Genomic DNA, 17,838 nt, shown 5'->3' with positions numbered 1-17,838 from the left:
GATCGCGCGGATCAGATGAAGGTCACACCGTCGCCGAAGCCGACGAGGTCGAGCTGCTCGCGCACCGCCGGGCTCGCACCGGCCACGCGCAGGTCCTCGTCCAGGTCGAGCTTTTCGCGCACCATCGCCAGCTCGCGCACCGCGCCGGCGCTGATCAGGGTCAGGCTGCCGACATCGAACACGACGCGGGTCGGCGCCGCGGCCAGCAGCCGCGCCATCTCGGCCCGGAACGCCGGCATGCCACGCTCGTCGAGCTGGCCGCACAGGGTCAGGGTGACGGACCTGCCCTCGGCTTCGGACGTGATGGTGAAATGCTCGACGCCGCTGGTCGGCACCAGGCGCACATGCACCTTCACCCGGTCGGTGGTGTCCGGCAGCGTCACCGTCAGGGCCTCGGCATCGAACTTGTCATAGGACAGGCCGTCGATGCTCACGCTCTCGATCCGCACCGAGCCGGCGGGCAGGATGTCCGGGGCGACCCGCAGCACGCCGTCGCCGTAGGATTTCGGGAACGGCCTGAAATACAGGTCGAGCGGCTGGCGGGTCATCAGCAGGTTGCCATAGACCGCGGCGAGGTAGCACAGCTCGAAGGAATGATAGCCGCTCATGGAGTGGCTACCCTTCATCCGCTCGGTGCCCATCATGTAGGGCAGGCCGTTGGCCAGCACGTTGAAGTAGACGCCGCCGGCATCATGGTCGAGGAACCAGGCGTTGTAGAAGGCCGCTGATTCGCGGGCGTATTTCAGGTACTGCGGATCCTTGCGGACGCCGGACAGGATCATGTAGGCCAGGATGCCCTGTTCCTGCTGCCACCACGCCTTGCGGTCATGCCAGGCGAAGCGGTGCTCGGTCTCGCCCGGTGCCAGCACGCGTTCCACCACGTCGTACCAACCCATACGCTGCTTGTCCATGCCGTGCGCGGGCATGAGCTCGGCGATCCTCTCGGCCAGCGCGACATAGCCCTTGTCCGGCTTCATGCTGGCGATGCGCATGAGGTTCCAGGCGATCTTGAGGTTGTGGCCAACCACGGCGCGGTTCTGCTGCCAGCCCCAGCTCTGATCGTGGCTCCAGTCGCCGTGGAACTTCTCGTTGACGAAGGCCGAATGCTCGTAATCGGGAAAATGCGTGGTGATCAGGTCGGCGCAGTCCTCCAGCATCTGCCGCTCGCGTTCGCCGCCGGTGCCAAGCCACAGATTGATCAGATAGGCCGGGGCATGGTCGCCGACCGAGTTCCAGTTCTTGCGCGCCCGGTTGCGCCCGAGCGTCTCCGACTGGCCGTTGAAGGTGACCGGATCGATATGCGACCAGTAGCCGCCTTGCTCGGGATCGTGGAAATAACGGTCGAACAGCGTCATCGTCGCATGCGCGTCGGCGAGGATGCGGCTGTCGCCGGTGGCACGGAAGGTCTGCACCGGCCCGGCGAGCGCGTAGATCTGCTCATAGGCGGGGATGGCGTCGAAATCGTCCCCGAATTCCGAGGCCAGCACCTTGCGCACCCGCGCGCCGTTCACGTCGATGGCGTGGTACCAGTAGCTGGTGCCGGAGGTCGGGTCGGAGGCACGGAAATGGTCGCGCAGATAGGCGGTCCCGACCTCGGCGGCCTCGAGGAACCTGTCCTCGCCGGTGAGCATGAAGGCGCTGGCGAAACCGTAGACCAGGCGCGAGATGGTGTCGCATTCCTGGCGGAAGGTGTTGGTACGGGTGCCATCGGCGGTGAGGGTGGTGCGATAGTTGTGGTAGTTGATGTCGATGGTGCCGTCGGCGCCACCGAACTGCGCGCGCAGGAAGAACTGCGCCAACTGGCGGATCTGCCTGATCCACCAGTTCTGCTGCTCGAACACGAACTCCGTCCCGGTGCGGCCGGCGAAGACCAGCGTCTTCGCCTCGAACGGCTTGCCCGGCTCGGGATAGAAGACGCCGTAGGTGAAGAGGAAGCGGTCCGGCACCAGCATCTCGCGCATCTGGCCGGTGCAGTCGACATAGGCCTCGCCGAGATTGCGGACCAGCTCGGCGAAGGTGGTCTGCGTCAGGCGGGCGGTGAACTCCCGCCCGTCGGAGGTGCGGATGCCGAAGCTGTCCGCCGCCCGGTCGAAGCCGGTACAGTAGCCCGCGATCATGTCGGAGAACGAGAACGCGATATCCACCATGGGTCGGATTTCCCATCGGATGTTGTTGTGCAGGCGTGCGACGTGTTGCCTGGCGCGGAGCGCGGCTCAGGGCCTGAGCGGCGCGGAGCCACCCGTCGTGGCGCGCAGGCTTGCCAGCAGCACGATGCTGTGGCCGTTCACCAGGTATTCGTTACCGCCGATCGGCACCGCCTTCCCTTCGCCCACGATGTCGTCCGGCGGGGACAGCGAGGTATCGGCGACGCGGCCCCACGCATGGCCCTCGATGTGCGGCAGCTCGAAGGCGATCACGTGGTCGGACATGTTCATCATCACGTGCAGGTCGCGCTCGTCGGCGGCGCCGCCGAAGGTCGCGGCGAGCACGCGGGAGGCGGGATCGTCCCAGTTCGGCTGGCCCAGCCGGGTGCCGTGCCAGGAGATGTCGGGCAGGCCGCGCGGGTTGCGCTCGCCGGTGAAGAAGCGCGCCCGCCGCAGCATCGGGTGATAGCGGCGCAGCGCGATGGCATGGCGGAAAAAGCGCAGCACGTCGGCGTGACGTGCGGTGCCGGTCCAGTCGGTCCAGCCGATGGCGTTGTCCTGGCAATAGGCGTTGTTGTTGCCGCCCTGGCTGCGGCGGATCTCGTCGCCGCCGCTGATCATGGGCACGCCCTGCGCCAGCAGCAGCAGGATGGCGAAGTTCTTCACCTGCTGCGAGCGGAAACGCTCCGTCGCCGCATCGCCCGGCCCTTCCACGCCGCAGTTCCAGCTATTGTTGTCGTCGGCGCCGTCGGCGTTGTTTTCGCCGTTCGCCTGGTTGTGCTTGCCGTTGTAGCTGACCAGGTCGTTCAGCGTGAACCCGTCATGGCAGGTGACGAAGTTGATGCTGTTGATCGGCATGTGGCCGCTGGCCTGGTAGATCGAGGCGCTGCCGCAGACCCGGTCGGCGAGCTGCCCGACCAGTCCGGGCTCGCCGGCGACGAAGCGGCGCACCACGTCGCGGAAGCGGCCGTTCCATTCCGCCCAGCGATAGCCGGGGAAATAGCCGACCTGGTAGGCGCCGCCGGCATCCCACGCCTCGGCGATGATCTTGGTATTGGCCAGCGTCTCGCTCAGCTCGATCGCCCAGACCACCGGCGGGTGCATCACCGGCACCCCGGCCTCGTCGCGGGTCAGGATCGTGCCCTCGTCGAAGCGGAAGCCGTCGATATGCATCTCCCGCACCCAGAACTCGAGGCATTCGACGATCATCTTGGCAACGACAGGATGGTTGCAGTTCAGCGTGTTGCCGCACCCCGAGTAATCCATGTAGTATTGCCGGTCCTGCGGCACGAGGTGGTAATAGACCGAGTTGTCGAGCAGCTTGAAGCACATGGCCGGGCCCATGTGGTTGCCCTCGTCGGTGTGGTTGAACACCACGTCGAGGATCACCTCGATGCCGGCCCGGTGCAGCGCCTTCACCATGTCGCGGAATTCGGTCAGGTGCGTCGCCTGCCCCGGCGTCTGGCAATAGGTGCTGGCCGGGGCGAAGAAGCCGATCGTGCTGTAGCCCCAGTAATTGCGCAGCTTCGTCCCGTCCGGCGTCTCTCGCAGCACCGCGGTGGAATCGAACTCGAACACCGGCAGCAGCTCGATCGCGGTCACGCCGAGCGCCTGCAGGTGCGGAATCTTCTCGATCAGCCCGCGATAGGTGCCGGGATCGGCCACGCCCGCGCTGGGGGAGCGAGTCATGCCGCCGACATGCGCCTCGTAGATGATCAGGTCCTGCATCGGCAGGCCAAGCGGCGCATCGCCCTCCCAGTCATAGTCATCCCAATCGATGACGACACTACGCATCGATCGCGCCACGTTGTCGCCCGGCTCGCAGGCGGCGACACGATCCCACAGCGCGAGCGACTGGCCGCGCGCGTAGGGATCGATGGCAAGCTTGGCGCGGTCGAAACGGTGGCCATTGGCGAAATCCATCGGCCCGTCGACGCGATATCCGTAATGTGCGCCGGGCCGCAGGCCCTCGATGAAGACATGCCAGAACCCGAAGGTGCGGTTGGCGTTGGGATCGAGGGTCACGACCTGGCTTGGCTGCGGCGCGGTTTCGCCGTCGAAGAGCAGCAGCTCGACGCCGGTCGCATTGCGCGAAAAGACCGAGAAATTGACGCCATCGGTCTGCACCGACGGGCCAAGCGGATGCGGGCGTCCTACGGAGGTGGCATACGCCTCCTGGACGCGGCCAACCTTGTTCATGACTGCATTCCCCCCAGCCCAATCCAGCCCGAGCGAAGTTACCGGAAATTCGTCAACCAATACGGCTGCGACCGGTAATTCAGTATGTCATGCGCTCGTTATGGGAGTCATTCTTGGCGTTTTAACAGTATCGTTATTGGAGTCTAAATTTAGATATGTTTGAAAAGATAAGAGTGGAATATTTTCTTTTAGCTTATCTTTATAATTTCATTATAATACGATAGAGCAATTTTCTTTCCTTGCTCCATTCATCCCACATCACCATCACCCAACCTTCGGTCGCGGCGGACACGGGGCGACCTGCCCGTGCCCGCCACAGCCTTCAGGAGAAACCGAGCACCGGATGCGGAACGTACGAAGCTTCCAGCGCGACGGTCTCCTCAGCGCTCAGCGTCACCTCCAGCGCCGCCACCGCATCGGTCAGATGATGCATCTTCGTCGCCCCGACGATCGGCGCCGACACGCCCGGCTTCTGCAGTACCCAGGCCAGCGCCACCTGCGCCCTCGGCAGGCCGCGCGCGGCCGCAACCGAGGCCACCGCCTCGACCACCTTGCGATCCGCCTCCACGGCCGCACGGTACAGCGTCTTGCCGAACTCGTCGGTCTCGGACCGCGCGGTGGCCTCGTCCCAGTCGCGCGTCAGCCGACCCCGTGCCAGCGGGCTCCACGGAATGACACCGATGCCTTCGGCCCGGCACAGCGGCAGCATCTCCCGCTCCTCCTCGCGATAGAGCAGGTTGACATAGTTCTGCATGGTCACGAACCGGGCCCAGCCATGGCGTTCCGACAACGTCAGCGCCCTGGCGAACTGCCACGCATACATCGATGACGCACCGATGTAGCGGGCCTTGCCGGCCCGCACCACGTCGTTCAGCGCCTCCAGCGTCTCCTCGATCGGCGTCGCCCCATCCCAGCGATGGATCTGGTAGAGATCGACATAATCAGTGCCGAGCCGCTTCAGGCTGGCATCGATCTCCGCGAGGATCGCCTTGCGCGACAGCCCCGCCCCGTTGGGGCCGGGACGCATCCGGCCATGCACCTTGGTCGCGATCACCACCTCGTCGCGGCTGGCGAACTCCCGCAGCGCCCGGCCGACGATCTCCTCGCTCGACCCGTCGGAATAGACGTTGGCGGTGTCGAAGAAATTGATTCCCAGCTCCAGCGCCTTGCGGATGAACGGACGACTCTCCGCCTCCGGCAAGGTCCAGGCGTGGTTGCCCCGCTGCGGCTCGCCATAGCTCATGCAGCCAAGGCACAGCCGCGACACATCCAGGCCGGTGCGGCCGAGCTTCACATACTTCACGTGGACTCTCCTGATCCTGCCTCCCGCCCCGCTTGGGTCCGGGCCGCACCAGTCAAGCGCCTTTGGCGCCGCGGCGGCAAGATCGCGGGGCGCTGCCCCGCCCCCGGCAGGAGGCTCCGCCTCCTGCACCTCCGCCAAGGGCAAAGCCCTTGGAACCCATGCCTTATCCGGGCTGGGGCAGCGGCTCCAGCCCTGGCGGCGGCATCGGGAGGGCCGGGCGCTCCGGCGCCGGGATCGGGCTTGCGTCCGGCGGTGGCCGCCGGATCACCCGTTCGCCACGCAGCACGCTGCGGATCTCCTCGCCCGACAGCGTTTCATACTCCAGCAGGCCACGTGCCAGACGGTGCAGGTCGCCCAGATGCGTGACCAGCACGTCCTTGGCCCGGGCGTAGGCGGCATCGATGATCGCCTTGACCTCGGCGTCAATCGCGCGTGCCGTCGCCTCGGACACGTTCCTGGTCTGCGTCACGGAATGGCCGAGGAACATTTCCTGACTGTTGTCGCCATAGGCGATCAGGCCAAGCCTGTCGCTCATGCCCCATTCGGTGACCATGCGGCGGGCCTGGTCGGTCGCCATCCTGATGTCGCCGGCCGCGCCGTTGGAGACCTTGTCGGCGCCGAAGATGATCTCTTCCGCGGCGCGCCCGCCCATCGCCATGGTCAGTTCCGCGAGCAGCCTGGACTTGCTTTTGGAGTAGCGGTCGCCTTCCGGCAGGCTCATCACCAGGCCCAGCGCACGGCCGCGCGGGATGATGGTGGCCTTGTGCACCGGATCGCATTCCGGCTCGTGCAGGGCACACAGCGCGTGGCCGGCCTCGTGATAGGCGGTCATGCGCTTCTCCGCCTCGCTCATCACCAGCGAGCGGCGCTCGGCGCCCATCAGCACCTTGTCGCGGGCGGTCTCGAACTCCGCCATCGTCACCGCCTCGGCGCCCTGCCGGGCGGCCAGCAGGGCCGCCTCGTTCACCAGGTTGGCAAGGTCGGCACCGGAGAAGCCGGGCGTGCCGCGGGCGATGACCCGCGTATCGACGTCGGCGGCCAGCGGCACCTTGCGCACGTGCACGCCCAGGATCTGCTGGCGCCCGTTCACGTCCGGGTTGGGCACCACGACCTGCCGGTCGAAGCGGCCCGGACGCAGCAGCGCGGGATCGAGCACGTCCGGCCGGTTGGTGGCCGCGATCAGGATGACGCTGTCGCTGCTGTCGAAGCCATCCATCTCGACCAGGATCTGGTTCAGCGTCTGCTCGCGCTCGTCGTTGCCGCCACCCAGGCCCTTGCCGCGATGGCGCCCCACCGCGTCGATCTCGTCGATGAAGATGATGCAGGGGGTCTTCTTGCGGCCCTGCTCGAACATGTCGCGCACGCGCGAGGCACCGACGCCCACGAACATCTCGACGAAGTCGGAACCGGAGATGCTGAAGAACGGCACGCGGGCCTCGCCGGCGATGGCACGTGCCAGCAGCGTCTTGCCGGTGCCCGGCGGGCCGACCAGCAGCACGCCCCTGGGAATCTTGCCGCCGAGAAGCTGAAAGCGCTCCGGATCCTTCAGGAAGTCGACGATCTCCTGCAGCTCGCCCCGGGCCTCGTCGATGCCGGCGACATCGGCGAAGGTGACGTGGCCCTGGGCCTCGGTCAGCAGCCGGGCGCGGCTCTTGCGGAAGCCCATGGCGGCACCACCGCCGGACTGCGCCTGCCGCATGAAGAACACCCACACGCCGACCAGCAGCAACACGGGGGCCCATGACAGCAGGTAATAGAGGGCATAGGACAGCACCGAATCTCCCTGCTCCGGCACCACGTCCACCTTCACGCCCGTGGCATCCAGTCGCGACAGCAGCGCCGGGTCATCGGGCATGTAGCTGCGGACCGGCTCGCCGGTGCGCAAATGCCCGGTGACGGCATGACCCTGCAGGGTCACGTCGTGTACCCGGCCTGCCTTCACCGCATCGAGGAAATCGGAATACGCCATCGCCGGCGGGGCTGCCGAAGTACCGGGCTCGACCTGCAGAATGACGAGCAGGATCATCCCGGTCAGTAACGAAAGAATCGCCCCAACCAAGAGGCTACGGCGCAATCTTGTCATTCGCTTCCCCGGCCCGACGAGCCTTGCGCTGCTTCGCGGACGCCGGCCGTGCCGGCGCGGCAGGGCGGGTCCGGTCCCGACCCTCGTCTGATCGTTTCCAGCCAACTGAACACCGGGCCACGGCTTGCGTTTCCTTTCCGTTATCTAAACTACGGTTGAGCATTTTCGCCGCCCGATGCCCAAACGGCGCGGGGCTGCGGTTCACCGGATCTTGAGCGGCGCCGGGTGGTGCTCAATTTGAGCAGGCAGAATGTTGCCCCCCCCGCGCCGGCGGATGTAGAGGATCGGTATCTTTGCCGTGCGCTTTTGCCGCCGCCTGCTGACATGGCCCGTCACGCAAGACCGGTGGCAGCGACTGAACACCACCAGGAACACGTCGACTTCAGGAGGCACCGCACATGAGCGGCAGCAGCGATGTTTCGACCAGCCCCGATTCCCTGGCGGATGCTCCCGCGACCACCTCGCGTTTCCTGCGCTGGCTGGCGCATGACCTGCCGTTCATCCTGATGCTGGTCCTGGGCGTCATCGGCGCTTCCTGGACCAGCTTCATGGGGCGCCCCGCCGTCTGGTACTGGATCGTGCTCGCCCCCGTCTTCGGCCTGGTCTGCATCGTTGCCGGCTGGAACAACTTCGACACACCCCGCGAGCGCGTGGGCCTGGTGCTGCTGCAGGCGCTCAACTGGACGGCGTTCCTGATCGCCATGTACCTGCTGTTTCTGCCCGAGGTGCGGGGCGTCGTGAACGACAACGCGGATGGGCTGAGCCTGCTGACGCTGCTCGCGCTCGGCACCTTCGTGGCCGGGTTGCTGGCGCGGACATGGCGGGCCTGCCTCGTCGGCGGTTTCCTTGCCCTCGCCGTTCCCGCGATGGCGTGGCTTGAACAGGCCGTCATGGTGCTGGCCCTGGGCGCGCTGGCCCTGGTTGCCTTCGGCGCCGTGGTGTGGCGGATCCAGCACCGCCGGCTGCGGGTGGCATAACCCGCAAGGCGGCGACCACCGGCCTGGCTGCATGGCCCCGGACACTTCTTTCGGCAAAATGGCAGGCAGGCCCGATCGCCGGACCCTGCTGGAAGCGGCGCTGACGCTGCTGACCGCCGGCGTGCTGATCGGGCTCTGCTTCCGGGCGCTGGCGCCGTTCGTCGCCTCGATGGTCTGGGCGGCAATCCTGGCCATTGCGGCCTGGCCACTCGCTGACCACCTGGAGCGTCGCCTGGGATGGCGGCGCCAGATGGTGGCGACGCTGATCGGCGCGGGTTACTTCGTGCTGCTGGCCCTGCCGCTGATCTATCTCAGCCTGACGTTGCGCACGGTGTTCCGCGACATCTGGGCGATGGCCTCCGACGTGGCCGTGCACGGCCTGCCCCCGCCCCCCGGCTTCGTGCCGCACATCCCCGTGGTGGGACCGCGCCTCGCCCGTCTGTGGCAGGAGGATGTCCGCAACCTCGCGGCATTGGGGGCAGAGTTGCAGAGCGTGCTGCTCGATGCCGCGCGCCTGGCCTTGCTGCAACTGACGGACGTGCTGTCGGCGCTGGGCGAGGTGGTATTCGGCATCGTGCTGGCCAGCCAGATTCTCGCCATGGGGCGCAGCGTGCCGGACATGATGCGGCGCTTCGCCACGGTGGTGGGCGGGCAGGCCGCGGGCGAGGCGCTGGCGGTCACGCGGGAAGCGATCCTTGCCGTCGCCTGGTGGCTGATCGGCTGCGCCCTGGTGGAAGCCGTTCTGTCCGGGATCGGCTTCTGGCTGGCGGGGCTGGAACTGGCCTCAGTGCTCGGCTTCCTGTGTTTCGTGCTGCGGGTGCTGCAGATCGGCCCATGGCCGGTCTGGCTGTTCTCGCTGGCATGGATGCTGTGGGAGGGATCGGGTGTCGGAAAGATCGTGTTCCTGGCGGGATGGTTCATCGTGGCGGTGACGGGCACGGTTGAACTGATCCGCCCGCTGCTGGTCGTGCAGCGCCCGGCGGTGCCGGCGCCCCTGCTGTTCCTCGCAGTGCTGGGCGGGCTGTTCGCCTGGGGATTCTCCGGCATGTTCCTCGGCGCGGCGGCGCTGTCCGTGGTCGCGTCGCTGACGCATGGCTGGCTGGCGATGGCAGGGCCGGCATCGCCAGCCGAACCGCCCTCCGCTACACCCTGATCAGGACGGCGGCGCCATCGCCGCCTCAGTCACACCAGCCAGGTGGTGCCTGCATCCGCGCGAGGCAGGCCGGACGTCGGTTGAAAGCGGCGGCAAGACGCACGCCGCGCTCGATGCCACGTTGGCTGATCTCCGCCAGATCCGTCGCCGCGACAGGCTTGCCGTCCCGGCACGCCAACCGCCAGCCCAGGTCCGGCCCTTGCTCGACCCAGCCTCGCCCGCGCATGAGCTCCAGCTTGCGGCGAACGGTCTGGCGCGGAATCCGCGTGATGTCGGCAATGCGCGACGAAGCGATCGAGGCCGTGGGGCAGATCGGACCGCCATCGCCACGCAGATGCTCGCTGAGATGAACCTGCCCGACGACAGCGAGAATGACCATCTGCTGCAGGTCGCCATTGAACGCCTGGGACAGGTCGATCAGGTGCTCAGCCACGAACTCGATCAGGTGATACTGGCAGTATGCGGAATCGCCGGTGAATTCCATCCGGACGTGGCGGTTGTGAAATCTGGCGACATCCGGCACCCACGCCTGTGGTTTCACCGCGCACTGTTCCATGCATTGCCCTAATGTCGCCTCTCCCGGCGCGATTCTTATTGGCGCCCCCCACGGCCGCCCGGTCAATCGAAATCATCCTTGCGCGCAACCTTTCAATCACCGGGGGACATGCCCCTCGCAAATGGAGCCTGTATTCTTCATTTTTCTTTCGCTTTTCATTTCACCTGCACCGACAGTGCCGGCCCACGCCAGGGTGACCTTCGTGGCATCCGGGATTCGCAACGGGCCTGATGCCAGCGCCATCGTTGTGATCACGCCGGGCGCTTGCGGATGCTTGCCAAGGCGCCCGCCGCGATGCCATTCATGCCGCGCGCGCTGCGGCGACGCCGCTTCCGGCCACCGCTCCGCCGCCACCTCGACGCGACCGGTTCCGGGACAACCAGATGCGCATGGTTCTTGCCGGACCTGCGGGCTGCGTCGGACCTCCATCACCGAGAGGAATCCCATGAGCGATCTCGTGTTCATCGCCTTCGAGACCGAGGCGAAGGCGGAAGAGGTTCGGAGCAAGATCCTGGAAATGAGCCAGGACTACCTGATTGACCTCGGCGACGCGGTCATCGCCACGCGTGACGAGAAGGGACGCGTCCACCTCAACCAACTGATCCACACGGTGGGTCCGGGGGCTGCGACCGGGGCGCTGTGGGGCATGCTGATCGGGTGGATCTTCCTGATGCCCGTCGTCGGCGCCGCCGTCGGCGCGGCCTCCGGGGCGATCGGCGGCGCGCTGACCGATGTCGGCATCAACGACGACCAGATGAAGGAAGAAGCCCGGGAAGCGCTCAAGCCGGGCACCGCCGGCCTGTTCCTGCTGATCCGCAAGATGACCACCGACAAGGTGCTGGAAGACCTGAAGGGCGTCGGCGGCAAGGTCATCAGGACCTCCTTCGACCATACGAAGGAAGCGGCGCTGAAGGCGGCCATCGAGCCGCATGTGCCGGGCGGGGCCGAACAGGCGGCCTGACGCGCACAGGGACAAGGGACCCGGGCGAGGCGTCGGCCCCGCCCAGGCCCGCTCCCGCCGGACGGTATCAGGCGAGCGGCGAGAACGCTGTCGGATTGAGGATGGCGCTTTCCTGTCGCACGATCAGCGGCAGCGCGACGGGCAGGAACCGGCTCTGCCACTCGGCATCCTGATAGAGCCGGGCGCGGCGTTCGGCGCGCTGGTCCAGGCTGGCATAGCGCCAGAGATGGAAGACGTGGTTGAGCGGCCCCGGATCGGCCGTCCAGTAGCCGACCAGCTCCGCATAGCGCGAGATGATCGGCAGCCCCACGTTCTGGAAATGCGCGACGTACTCGCCAACCTTGCCGACCTGGATCTGGTAGGTCCGCAACTCGTAGATCATGCGTTCAGTCCCTTCATGCGGTCGGCGGGATAGCGCTCCCCGGCGGCGGCGCCGGGCGGCAGCGCCGCATCCAGCCGCGCGAGCTGTTCCGTTGACAGCATCAGCGCCGCGGCGGCGGCGTTCTCCTTCAGCCGGGGAATGCGGCGGGTGCCGGGGATCGGCAGGATGTCGGGCCCCTGCGCCAGCAACCAGGCCAGTGCCACCTGCGCCGGGGTATGGCCGAGTTCCGCGGCCAGGGCGGTGACCGCGCCCACCAGCCGCAGATTGGCTTCGAGGTTTTCGCCCTGGAAGCGCGGCGAGAGGCGGCGGATGTCGCTTTCAGCGAGTTCGGTGTCCTTGCCGAAATGCCCCGTCAGCATGCCGCGCCCGAGCGGCGCATAGGCGACGAAGGCGACGCCCAGCTCACGGCAGGCGGGCAGCACGCCGGATTCCGGATCGCGGCTCCACAGCGAATACTCGGTCTGCACCGCGGCGATGGGATGCACGGCATGGGCGCGGCGCAGCGTCGCCGCCGACACTTCCGACAGCCCCAGCGCCCGCACCTTGCCCGCGCGCACCAGATCGGCCATGGCGCCGACTGTTTCCTCGACCGGGATTTCCGGGTTGAGGCGATGCGCGTAGTAAAGATCGATGGTCTCGACGCCGAGGCGTTGCAGGCTCGCCTCGCAGGCAGTGCGGACATAGGCCGGGCTGGTGTCGATGCGACGCGTGTGTTCGCCCGGCAGGCGCACGATGCCGAACTTGCTGGCCAGCACCACGCGATCACGCCGCCCCTTGAGGAAGCCGCCGAGCAGCCGTTCATTGTGGCCCGTGCCGTACATGTCGGCGGTGTCGAAATGGGTGATGCCGATCGCCAGGGCATGCTCCAGCGTCGCCAGCGACTGCGCATCGTCACTCGGGCCGTAGAACTCGCTCATGCCCATGCAGCCAAGCCCGATCGCCGAAACGGCCAGGCCACTTTGTCCAAGCGCCCGCGTCTGCATCGTCTTTCTCTCCTCGATCGAGGCGGTTATGATGCGTCCGGTTTGGATACTACACCGTGTAGTTTACTTTTGTGGGGCGCCGTGTCAAGACAGGCCGCACGCAGCGACGCCAAGCGGGAGGCGATTATCGCCGCCGCCACCTGCACCTTTCTGGCCGAGGGCTATGCCGCTGCGGCGATGGACGACATCGCCGCCCGGGCGCAGGTGTCCAAGCGCACGATCTACAACCACTTCCCCGCCAAGCGCGATCTGTTCCAGGCGGTGGTCGCGCGGCTTTATGCCTCGCTGCTTGCCCCAGATGCCGGCATGCTGACCGATGCCGCCCCGCCCGCGCGGGCGCTGCCCGCCTTCGCCGCGCATGTGCTCGCGCATCTGCGCCAGCCCGATCTGCAGGCGCTGCTACGGCTGGTGATCGCCGAGCATCACCGCTTCCCGGAACTGGCGCAGGACTTCTTCGCCGGCGGCAAGGGCCGGGCGCAGGCATTGCTGCAGGGCTATCTGGCGGCCCAGGCGGCGCGCGGCCGGCTGGCAATCGCCGATCCCGCGCGTGCGGCCTGTGAGTTCCTCGGCGCGATCAAGGAAGGCTGCTACTGGCCGGCCCTGCTGGGGGTGCCTACGGCCCCGGATGACACGGCGATCGCCTCCGCGACCGCCGCCTTCCTGCGTGCCTATGCGCCGCGACGTTGAGCAGGCGGTGATCCGGCCCGCCCGGTGTCAGGGCCTGGCTTCGCGGCGTTGCCCGATGAACCAGGTGAGTCCGCCGGCGAGCACCACCAGCAGCGTGGCCAGCACCAGCAGCGGGGCCGATTGCTTCAGCCAGCCGAAGACCGGAACGGCGAAGAACAGCACGCCGCCGACGGCGCAGATCCGCCAGATCCGCAGTTCCAGCCCGGCCACGAAGGTGCCCAGTGCCAGGAAGGTCAGCATCACCAGCGGGATCGCAATCGGGTTCAGCAGCGCCTGCATGCCGTAGCTGAAGAACAGGGTGATGGCGAGCAGGAAGGCCACCCAGTTCAGCGCCTGGGTGACGAGCATCTGCCGCCGCTGCTCCCCGGTTTCGAGGCGCCCCCATCCGGCGACGGTGCAGATCACCCCGAACACCGGGGTCAGGATCACCCAATAGACCAGCGACAGGCGGAAGATGACGCCGAACAGGCCCAGCGCCACCATCGCGATGTATGGCCATTCCTGCACCAGCCGGCCCGACAGCGTGGGGTGGCCGGCCGCGCCGTCACCGATATGTCGCACGTCATTCATCCCCGTAGCATCCCATCCCCGGGCGCGGCCCGGATGGCCGCGCCGTGCAAACCCCTGTTGCCGCCTCGGTTGGTTGGACGCGCCCTACTGCGCGCCGCTGCGCCCGGTCTGGTAGCCGGCGTCAAAGGCCGATTGCTGGGCGCGCTGATGTGCATCCCACACGAGGCCGCCGGCCAGGCCGGTCCCGGCGCCGATGGCCGCCCCCATCCCGGCATTGCCGGCGATCGCCCCGATCGCCGCACCGGCAGCGGCGCCACCGGCGGTGCCGGTCAACGCACGCTGCTGGGTGGGGGAAAGATCAGCGCAACCAGCCAGCAGCAAAAGCGCAGCAAGTGCGAATCTGTGCATTTCTTTCTCCGGATCCTGGCTACGCCATGGAGTGCCGCGAACAGACGCTGGCGTTCGACCGGTTCGGTGGAGGTCGCCCCCGTGGACCGCACATGAGGGCACAGGAGCGAGTGGAAACCACGAGAAATGAAGGCGTATCGTTGCGGTCAGTTCCGCCATCGCGGCGCACTCTGGCGCCGCATCGTCTCGCAGGTCAACCAGCTATGCTGCATCCGTCTGCACGGCGCGGATGCACAATGGCGTGGGCGTCCGCCCGTCATGAATCCGCGCGTTCGTAGCGCCCGACCAACACAATTCCTGCCCGCATTTCGATTTGAAATCGAACCGACCCGGCGGACGGCCACCCTGCCGGGGAAGCAGGCCGATCTCGCGCGAACCGACGCCTTGTCGACAACAAGGCAACCCTGGGTGCATTATCCCCCCTCCGGCCTGCCGTCCCTGGCCACAGCGCGGACAAGGCAGACCAGACCGTACCGCAGTCTCAAGGCTTTCATTCGATATGGTTCGTTCCCCCCGGCGCGGCTAGGTTCACCCCACAGGCGCAGCAAGGGATATGTGGTTGACCCATGACGATACTGACGCCATCGATACCGCCCGCTTCCGACGCGACCACGGTCGCACCCCATCGGCCCGTCCAGGCGGTTCCGGATCGCCGCATCGTGCTGTATGACACCACCCTGCGCGACGGTGCCCAGACGCAGGGGGTGGATTTCTCCGTCGTCGACAAGCAGGCGATCGCCACCGAACTCGACCGGCTTGGGATCGATTACATCGAAGGCGGCTGGCCGGGCGCCAACCAGACCGACGACGCGTTCTTCGCCCACCCGCCGAAGCTGCGCCACGCCGTGCTCACCGCCTTCGGCATGACCCGCCGCCACGGCCACAGCGCCGCCAACGATCCCGGCCTGAACGCGGTGCTGCGCGGCGGCACGACCTCGGTCTGCCTGGTGGGCAAGTCCTCCGACCGGGCCGCCGAACTGGCGCTGGGCGTCACCCCGGCGGAGAATCTCGACCTGATCGGCGACACCGTGGCCGAGGCGGTCGCGCGCGGCCTCGAGGTCCTGTTCGATGCCGAGCATTTCTTCGACGGTTATCGGCGTAACCCCGAATACGCGCTCTCCTGCCTGCAGCGGGCGCACGGCGCGGGCGCGGCCTGGCTGGTGCTGTGCGACACCAACGGCGGCACCCTGCCCGAGCAGATCTCCACCATCGTCGGCGCAGTAGCCGCGGCGCTGCCGGCAGCGCGCCTGGGCATCCACACACATAACGATACCGAAACAGCGGTGGCGGGCAGCCTCGCCGCGGTCGGCGCCGGCGCGCGGATGATCCAGGGCACGATCAATGGCCTGGGCGAACGCTGCGGCAATGCCAACCTCACCGCGCTGATCCCGACGTTGATGCTCAAGCTCGGCTATGAAACCGGCATCAACGAAGACGGGTTGCGCCGCCTGACCGAAATCAGCCACATGCTGGACGAGCGGCTCAACCGCGCCCCCAACCGGCACGCCGCCTATGTCGGGGAAAACGCCTTCGCCCACAAGGGCGGGCTGCACGCCGCCGCCATGGCGCGCGACAGCACCACCTACGAGCATATCTCGCCCGAACGCGTCGGCAACCGCCGCCACATCATCGTCTCCGAACAGGCCGGCCGCGCCAACCTGCTCTCCCGCCTTGCCGAGATCGGCATCACGGTCGATCCCGACGACCGGCGCGTGCCATTGCTGGTGGAAACGGTGAAGCGACGCGAATTCGAGGGCTTCACCTATGACGGCGCCGAAGCCAGCTTCGAACTGCTGGCACGGCGCATCCTGGGCGAAGTGCCGGAATACTTCCGCGTTGCATCCTTCCGCGCCATCGATGAGCGCCGCTGGAACGCCCGTGGCGAGTTGATCACCATGTCGGAAGCGACCGTGAAGATCGATGTGCAGGACCAGCGGCAGATGACGGTGGCCGAGGGCAACGGCCCGATCCACGCGCTGGATTCGGCGTTGCGCAAGGTACTCCTGCCACTGTTCCCGGTGCTGGCGGGCATGGCGCTGGTGGATTACCGCGTGCGTATCCTGACGCCGCGCGACGGTACCCGGGCGGTGACGCGGGTGATGATCGACAGCCATGACCTGCACGCCACGGACCTCGGCCGGTGGTCAACCGTCGGTGTCTCCGGCAACGTCATCGACGCGTCCTTCAGCGCCCTGCACGACGCGATCACCTACCGGCTGTTCCGCGCGCGACCGGAAGGGGTGGACGCGTAAGTCAAGGCAAGGGCTCCGCCCTTGACCCGGCAGGGGCCACAAGGCCCCTGCACCCCAGTATCGCTGCGCGGCGTGTAAAAACACCCCCGATCGCGTCACGGGATGTCCGCGCGGGCGAAAGCGCCGCGGCCAATATCGGTTTTTTTGCACTCGCAAAAACGTTCAGCCGGGCGCGCTTGCGCCTGCGGGAACGATCCGCTCAGGTGCGGCCATGAGCGAACCACGCGAGGACCACGTGCTGATCGACCTGGCCTTGCAGGGCGGCGGTGCCCACGGGGCCTTCACCTGGGGCGTTCTGGATCGGCTTCTTGAAGAATCCCGGCTGCGCATCGACGGGATTTCCGGCACCTCGGCCGGCGCCATGAACGCCGCGGTGCTGGCATCCGGCTATGCGGAAGGCGGCGCCGAGGGTGCGCGCGCGGCGCTCGCGGCGTTCTGGCGGCGCGTGTCCGACGCGGCCCGGCTCAGCCCGTTCCAGCGTGGGCCGCTCGACATTCTGCTCGGCCGCTGGACGATGGATTATTCGCCGGTCTTCATCACCATGGACCTGCTGTCGCGGCTGGTTTCGCCCTATGACCTCAATCCCCTCGGCACCAACCCGCTGAGCGACATCCTGGCGCAGAGCGTCGATTTCGCGCGCCTCGCGCAGGGGCCGATCAAGCTGTTCGTCACCGCGACCAACGTGCAGACCGGCAAGGGACGGGTGTTCCGCAACGCCGATCTCACCCCCGACATTCTGCTCGCCTCCGCCTGCCTGCCGACGATGTTCCAGGCGGTGGAGATCGACGGCCAGCCCTATTGGGACGGTGGCTATGCCGGCAACCCCACCATCACGCCACTGGTGCGCGAATGCACGTCGCACGATACGATCCTGGTGCAGATCAACCCGGTGGAGCGGCCCGGCACGCCACGCAGTGCGCGCGACATCCTCAATCGCCTGAACGAAGTATCCTTCAACAGCGTGCTGCTGAAGGAACTGCGCATGATCGCGCTGCTGCGCCAGGTGGCGACCCCCGGCAGCAACGAGGGCGCGCAATGGGCGGCCATGCGCATCCATCGCGTCGTCAGCGAACGCATGGTCGATCTCGGCTACTCCTCCAAGCTGAATGCGGAATGGGGCTTCCTGACCATGCTGTGCGACGAGGGGCGCCGCTCGGCGGAAGCCTTCCTGGCGCAGGACGGCGCGAATATCGGCCAGCGTTCCTCGCTCGATCTGGACGCCTTGCTGCAGGGCATCTGA

16 protein-coding genes are annotated in these 17,838 nt (G+C 67.1%); 6 read left to right on the top strand and 10 right to left on the bottom strand.

Going from position 1 to position 17,838, the window contains the following annotated elements; translation table 11 throughout:
- Positions 1-11: 11 nt before the first annotated feature.
- From NBY65_RS17585 to ftsH, 4 genes are all read right to left on the bottom strand, one after another.
- Positions 12-2,147, bottom strand: coding sequence for an AGE family epimerase/isomerase (locus tag NBY65_RS17585; protein WP_150043865.1), 2,136 nt, complete (start codon positions 2,145-2,147; stop codon positions 12-14).
- 66 nt (positions 2,148-2,213) lie between these two features.
- Positions 2,214-4,343: a glycogen debranching protein GlgX gene (gene glgX, locus NBY65_RS17580; protein ID WP_150043867.1), complete on the bottom strand. Its 2,130-nt coding sequence runs from the start codon at positions 4,341-4,343 to the stop codon at positions 2,214-2,216.
- 322 nt (positions 4,344-4,665) lie between these two features.
- Positions 4,666-5,646 carry an aldo/keto reductase gene (locus NBY65_RS17575; protein ID WP_150043869.1) on the bottom strand — a complete coding sequence of 327 codons (981 nt, stop codon included), beginning with the start codon at positions 5,644-5,646 and terminating at the stop codon, positions 4,666-4,668.
- Positions 5,647-5,809: 163 nt separating this feature from the next.
- Positions 5,810-7,729 carry an ATP-dependent zinc metalloprotease FtsH gene (ftsH, locus tag NBY65_RS17570; RefSeq protein ID WP_150043871.1) on the bottom strand — a complete coding sequence of 640 codons (1,920 nt, stop codon included), beginning with the start codon at positions 7,727-7,729 and terminating at the stop codon, positions 5,810-5,812.
- 398 nt (positions 7,730-8,127) lie between these two features.
- Between ftsH and NBY65_RS17565 the strand changes: the two genes are divergently transcribed.
- On the top strand, positions 8,128-8,706 hold the full coding sequence (locus tag NBY65_RS17565) for a hypothetical protein (protein ID WP_150043873.1): 579 nt from the start codon (positions 8,128-8,130) through the stop codon (positions 8,704-8,706).
- A 58-nt stretch (positions 8,707-8,764) separates the two neighbouring features.
- Positions 8,765-9,859 carry an AI-2E family transporter gene (locus NBY65_RS17560; RefSeq protein ID WP_162530798.1) on the top strand — a complete coding sequence of 365 codons (1,095 nt, stop codon included), beginning with the start codon at positions 8,765-8,767 and terminating at the stop codon, positions 9,857-9,859.
- Between the two features lie 25 nt (positions 9,860-9,884).
- On the opposite strand, the gene NBY65_RS17555 is transcribed toward NBY65_RS17560, so the two are convergent.
- Together NBY65_RS17555 and NBY65_RS17550 are read right to left on the bottom strand one after the other, a co-directional pair.
- Positions 9,885-10,415, bottom strand: a complete 531-nt coding sequence (locus NBY65_RS17555) for a helix-turn-helix domain-containing protein (protein WP_150043877.1) — start codon at positions 10,413-10,415, stop codon at positions 9,885-9,887.
- Between the two features lie 96 nt (positions 10,416-10,511).
- On the bottom strand, positions 10,512-10,862 hold the full coding sequence (locus NBY65_RS17550; protein ID WP_150043879.1) for a hypothetical protein: 351 nt from the start codon (positions 10,860-10,862) through the stop codon (positions 10,512-10,514).
- Between NBY65_RS17550 and NBY65_RS17545 the strand changes: the two genes are divergently transcribed.
- Complete coding sequence (locus NBY65_RS17545; protein ID WP_150043881.1) at positions 10,861-11,376, top strand: DUF1269 domain-containing protein; 516 nt, start codon at positions 10,861-10,863, stop codon at positions 11,374-11,376. The two genes, NBY65_RS17550 and NBY65_RS17545, sit on opposite strands and share 2 nt — an antisense overlap.
- Positions 11,377-11,443: 67 nt before the next feature.
- On the opposite strand, the gene NBY65_RS17540 is transcribed toward NBY65_RS17545, so the two are convergent.
- Positions 11,444-11,758, bottom strand: coding sequence for an NIPSNAP family protein (locus NBY65_RS17540; protein WP_150043882.1), 315 nt, complete (start codon positions 11,756-11,758; stop codon positions 11,444-11,446).
- On the bottom strand, positions 11,755-12,741 hold the full coding sequence (locus NBY65_RS17535; protein ID WP_150043884.1) for an aldo/keto reductase: 987 nt from the start codon (positions 12,739-12,741) through the stop codon (positions 11,755-11,757). The genes NBY65_RS17540 and NBY65_RS17535 overlap by 4 nt, the downstream gene beginning before the upstream one ends.
- Before the next feature lie 81 nt (positions 12,742-12,822).
- Between NBY65_RS17535 and NBY65_RS17530 the strand changes: the two genes are divergently transcribed.
- Entirely contained in the window at positions 12,823-13,428 is a 606-nt protein-coding gene (locus tag NBY65_RS17530) for a TetR/AcrR family transcriptional regulator (protein ID WP_150043886.1), read from the top strand.
- A 27-nt stretch (positions 13,429-13,455) separates the two neighbouring features.
- On the opposite strand, the gene NBY65_RS17525 is transcribed toward NBY65_RS17530, so the two are convergent.
- Together NBY65_RS17525 and NBY65_RS17520 are read right to left on the bottom strand one after the other, a co-directional pair.
- On the bottom strand, positions 13,456-13,998 hold the full coding sequence (locus NBY65_RS17525) for a hypothetical protein (RefSeq protein WP_203330659.1): 543 nt from the start codon (positions 13,996-13,998) through the stop codon (positions 13,456-13,458).
- 84 nt (positions 13,999-14,082) lie between these two features.
- Positions 14,083-14,346, bottom strand: a complete 264-nt coding sequence (locus NBY65_RS17520; RefSeq protein WP_150043888.1) for a glycine zipper family protein — start codon at positions 14,344-14,346, stop codon at positions 14,083-14,085.
- A gap of 566 nt (positions 14,347-14,912) precedes the next feature.
- Between NBY65_RS17520 and cimA the strand changes: the two genes are divergently transcribed.
- Both cimA and NBY65_RS17510 read left to right on the top strand, forming a co-directional pair.
- Complete coding sequence (gene cimA, locus NBY65_RS17515) at positions 14,913-16,598, top strand: citramalate synthase (RefSeq protein WP_150043890.1); 1,686 nt, start codon at positions 14,913-14,915, stop codon at positions 16,596-16,598.
- Positions 16,599-16,809: 211 nt separating this feature from the next.
- A complete protein-coding gene (locus NBY65_RS17510) occupies positions 16,810-17,838 on the top strand; it encodes a patatin-like phospholipase family protein (RefSeq protein WP_150045448.1) in 1,029 nt (342 codons plus the stop codon).

Origin of the sequence: Rhodovastum atsumiense, assembly GCF_937425535.1 — a bacterium.
In the GTDB taxonomy this organism is placed as follows: Bacteria; Pseudomonadota; Alphaproteobacteria; order Acetobacterales; family Acetobacteraceae; genus Rhodovastum; species Rhodovastum atsumiense.
The sequence above is the reverse complement of the archived record's forward strand: the minus strand, read 5'-3'. Positions and strand labels throughout refer to the sequence as shown.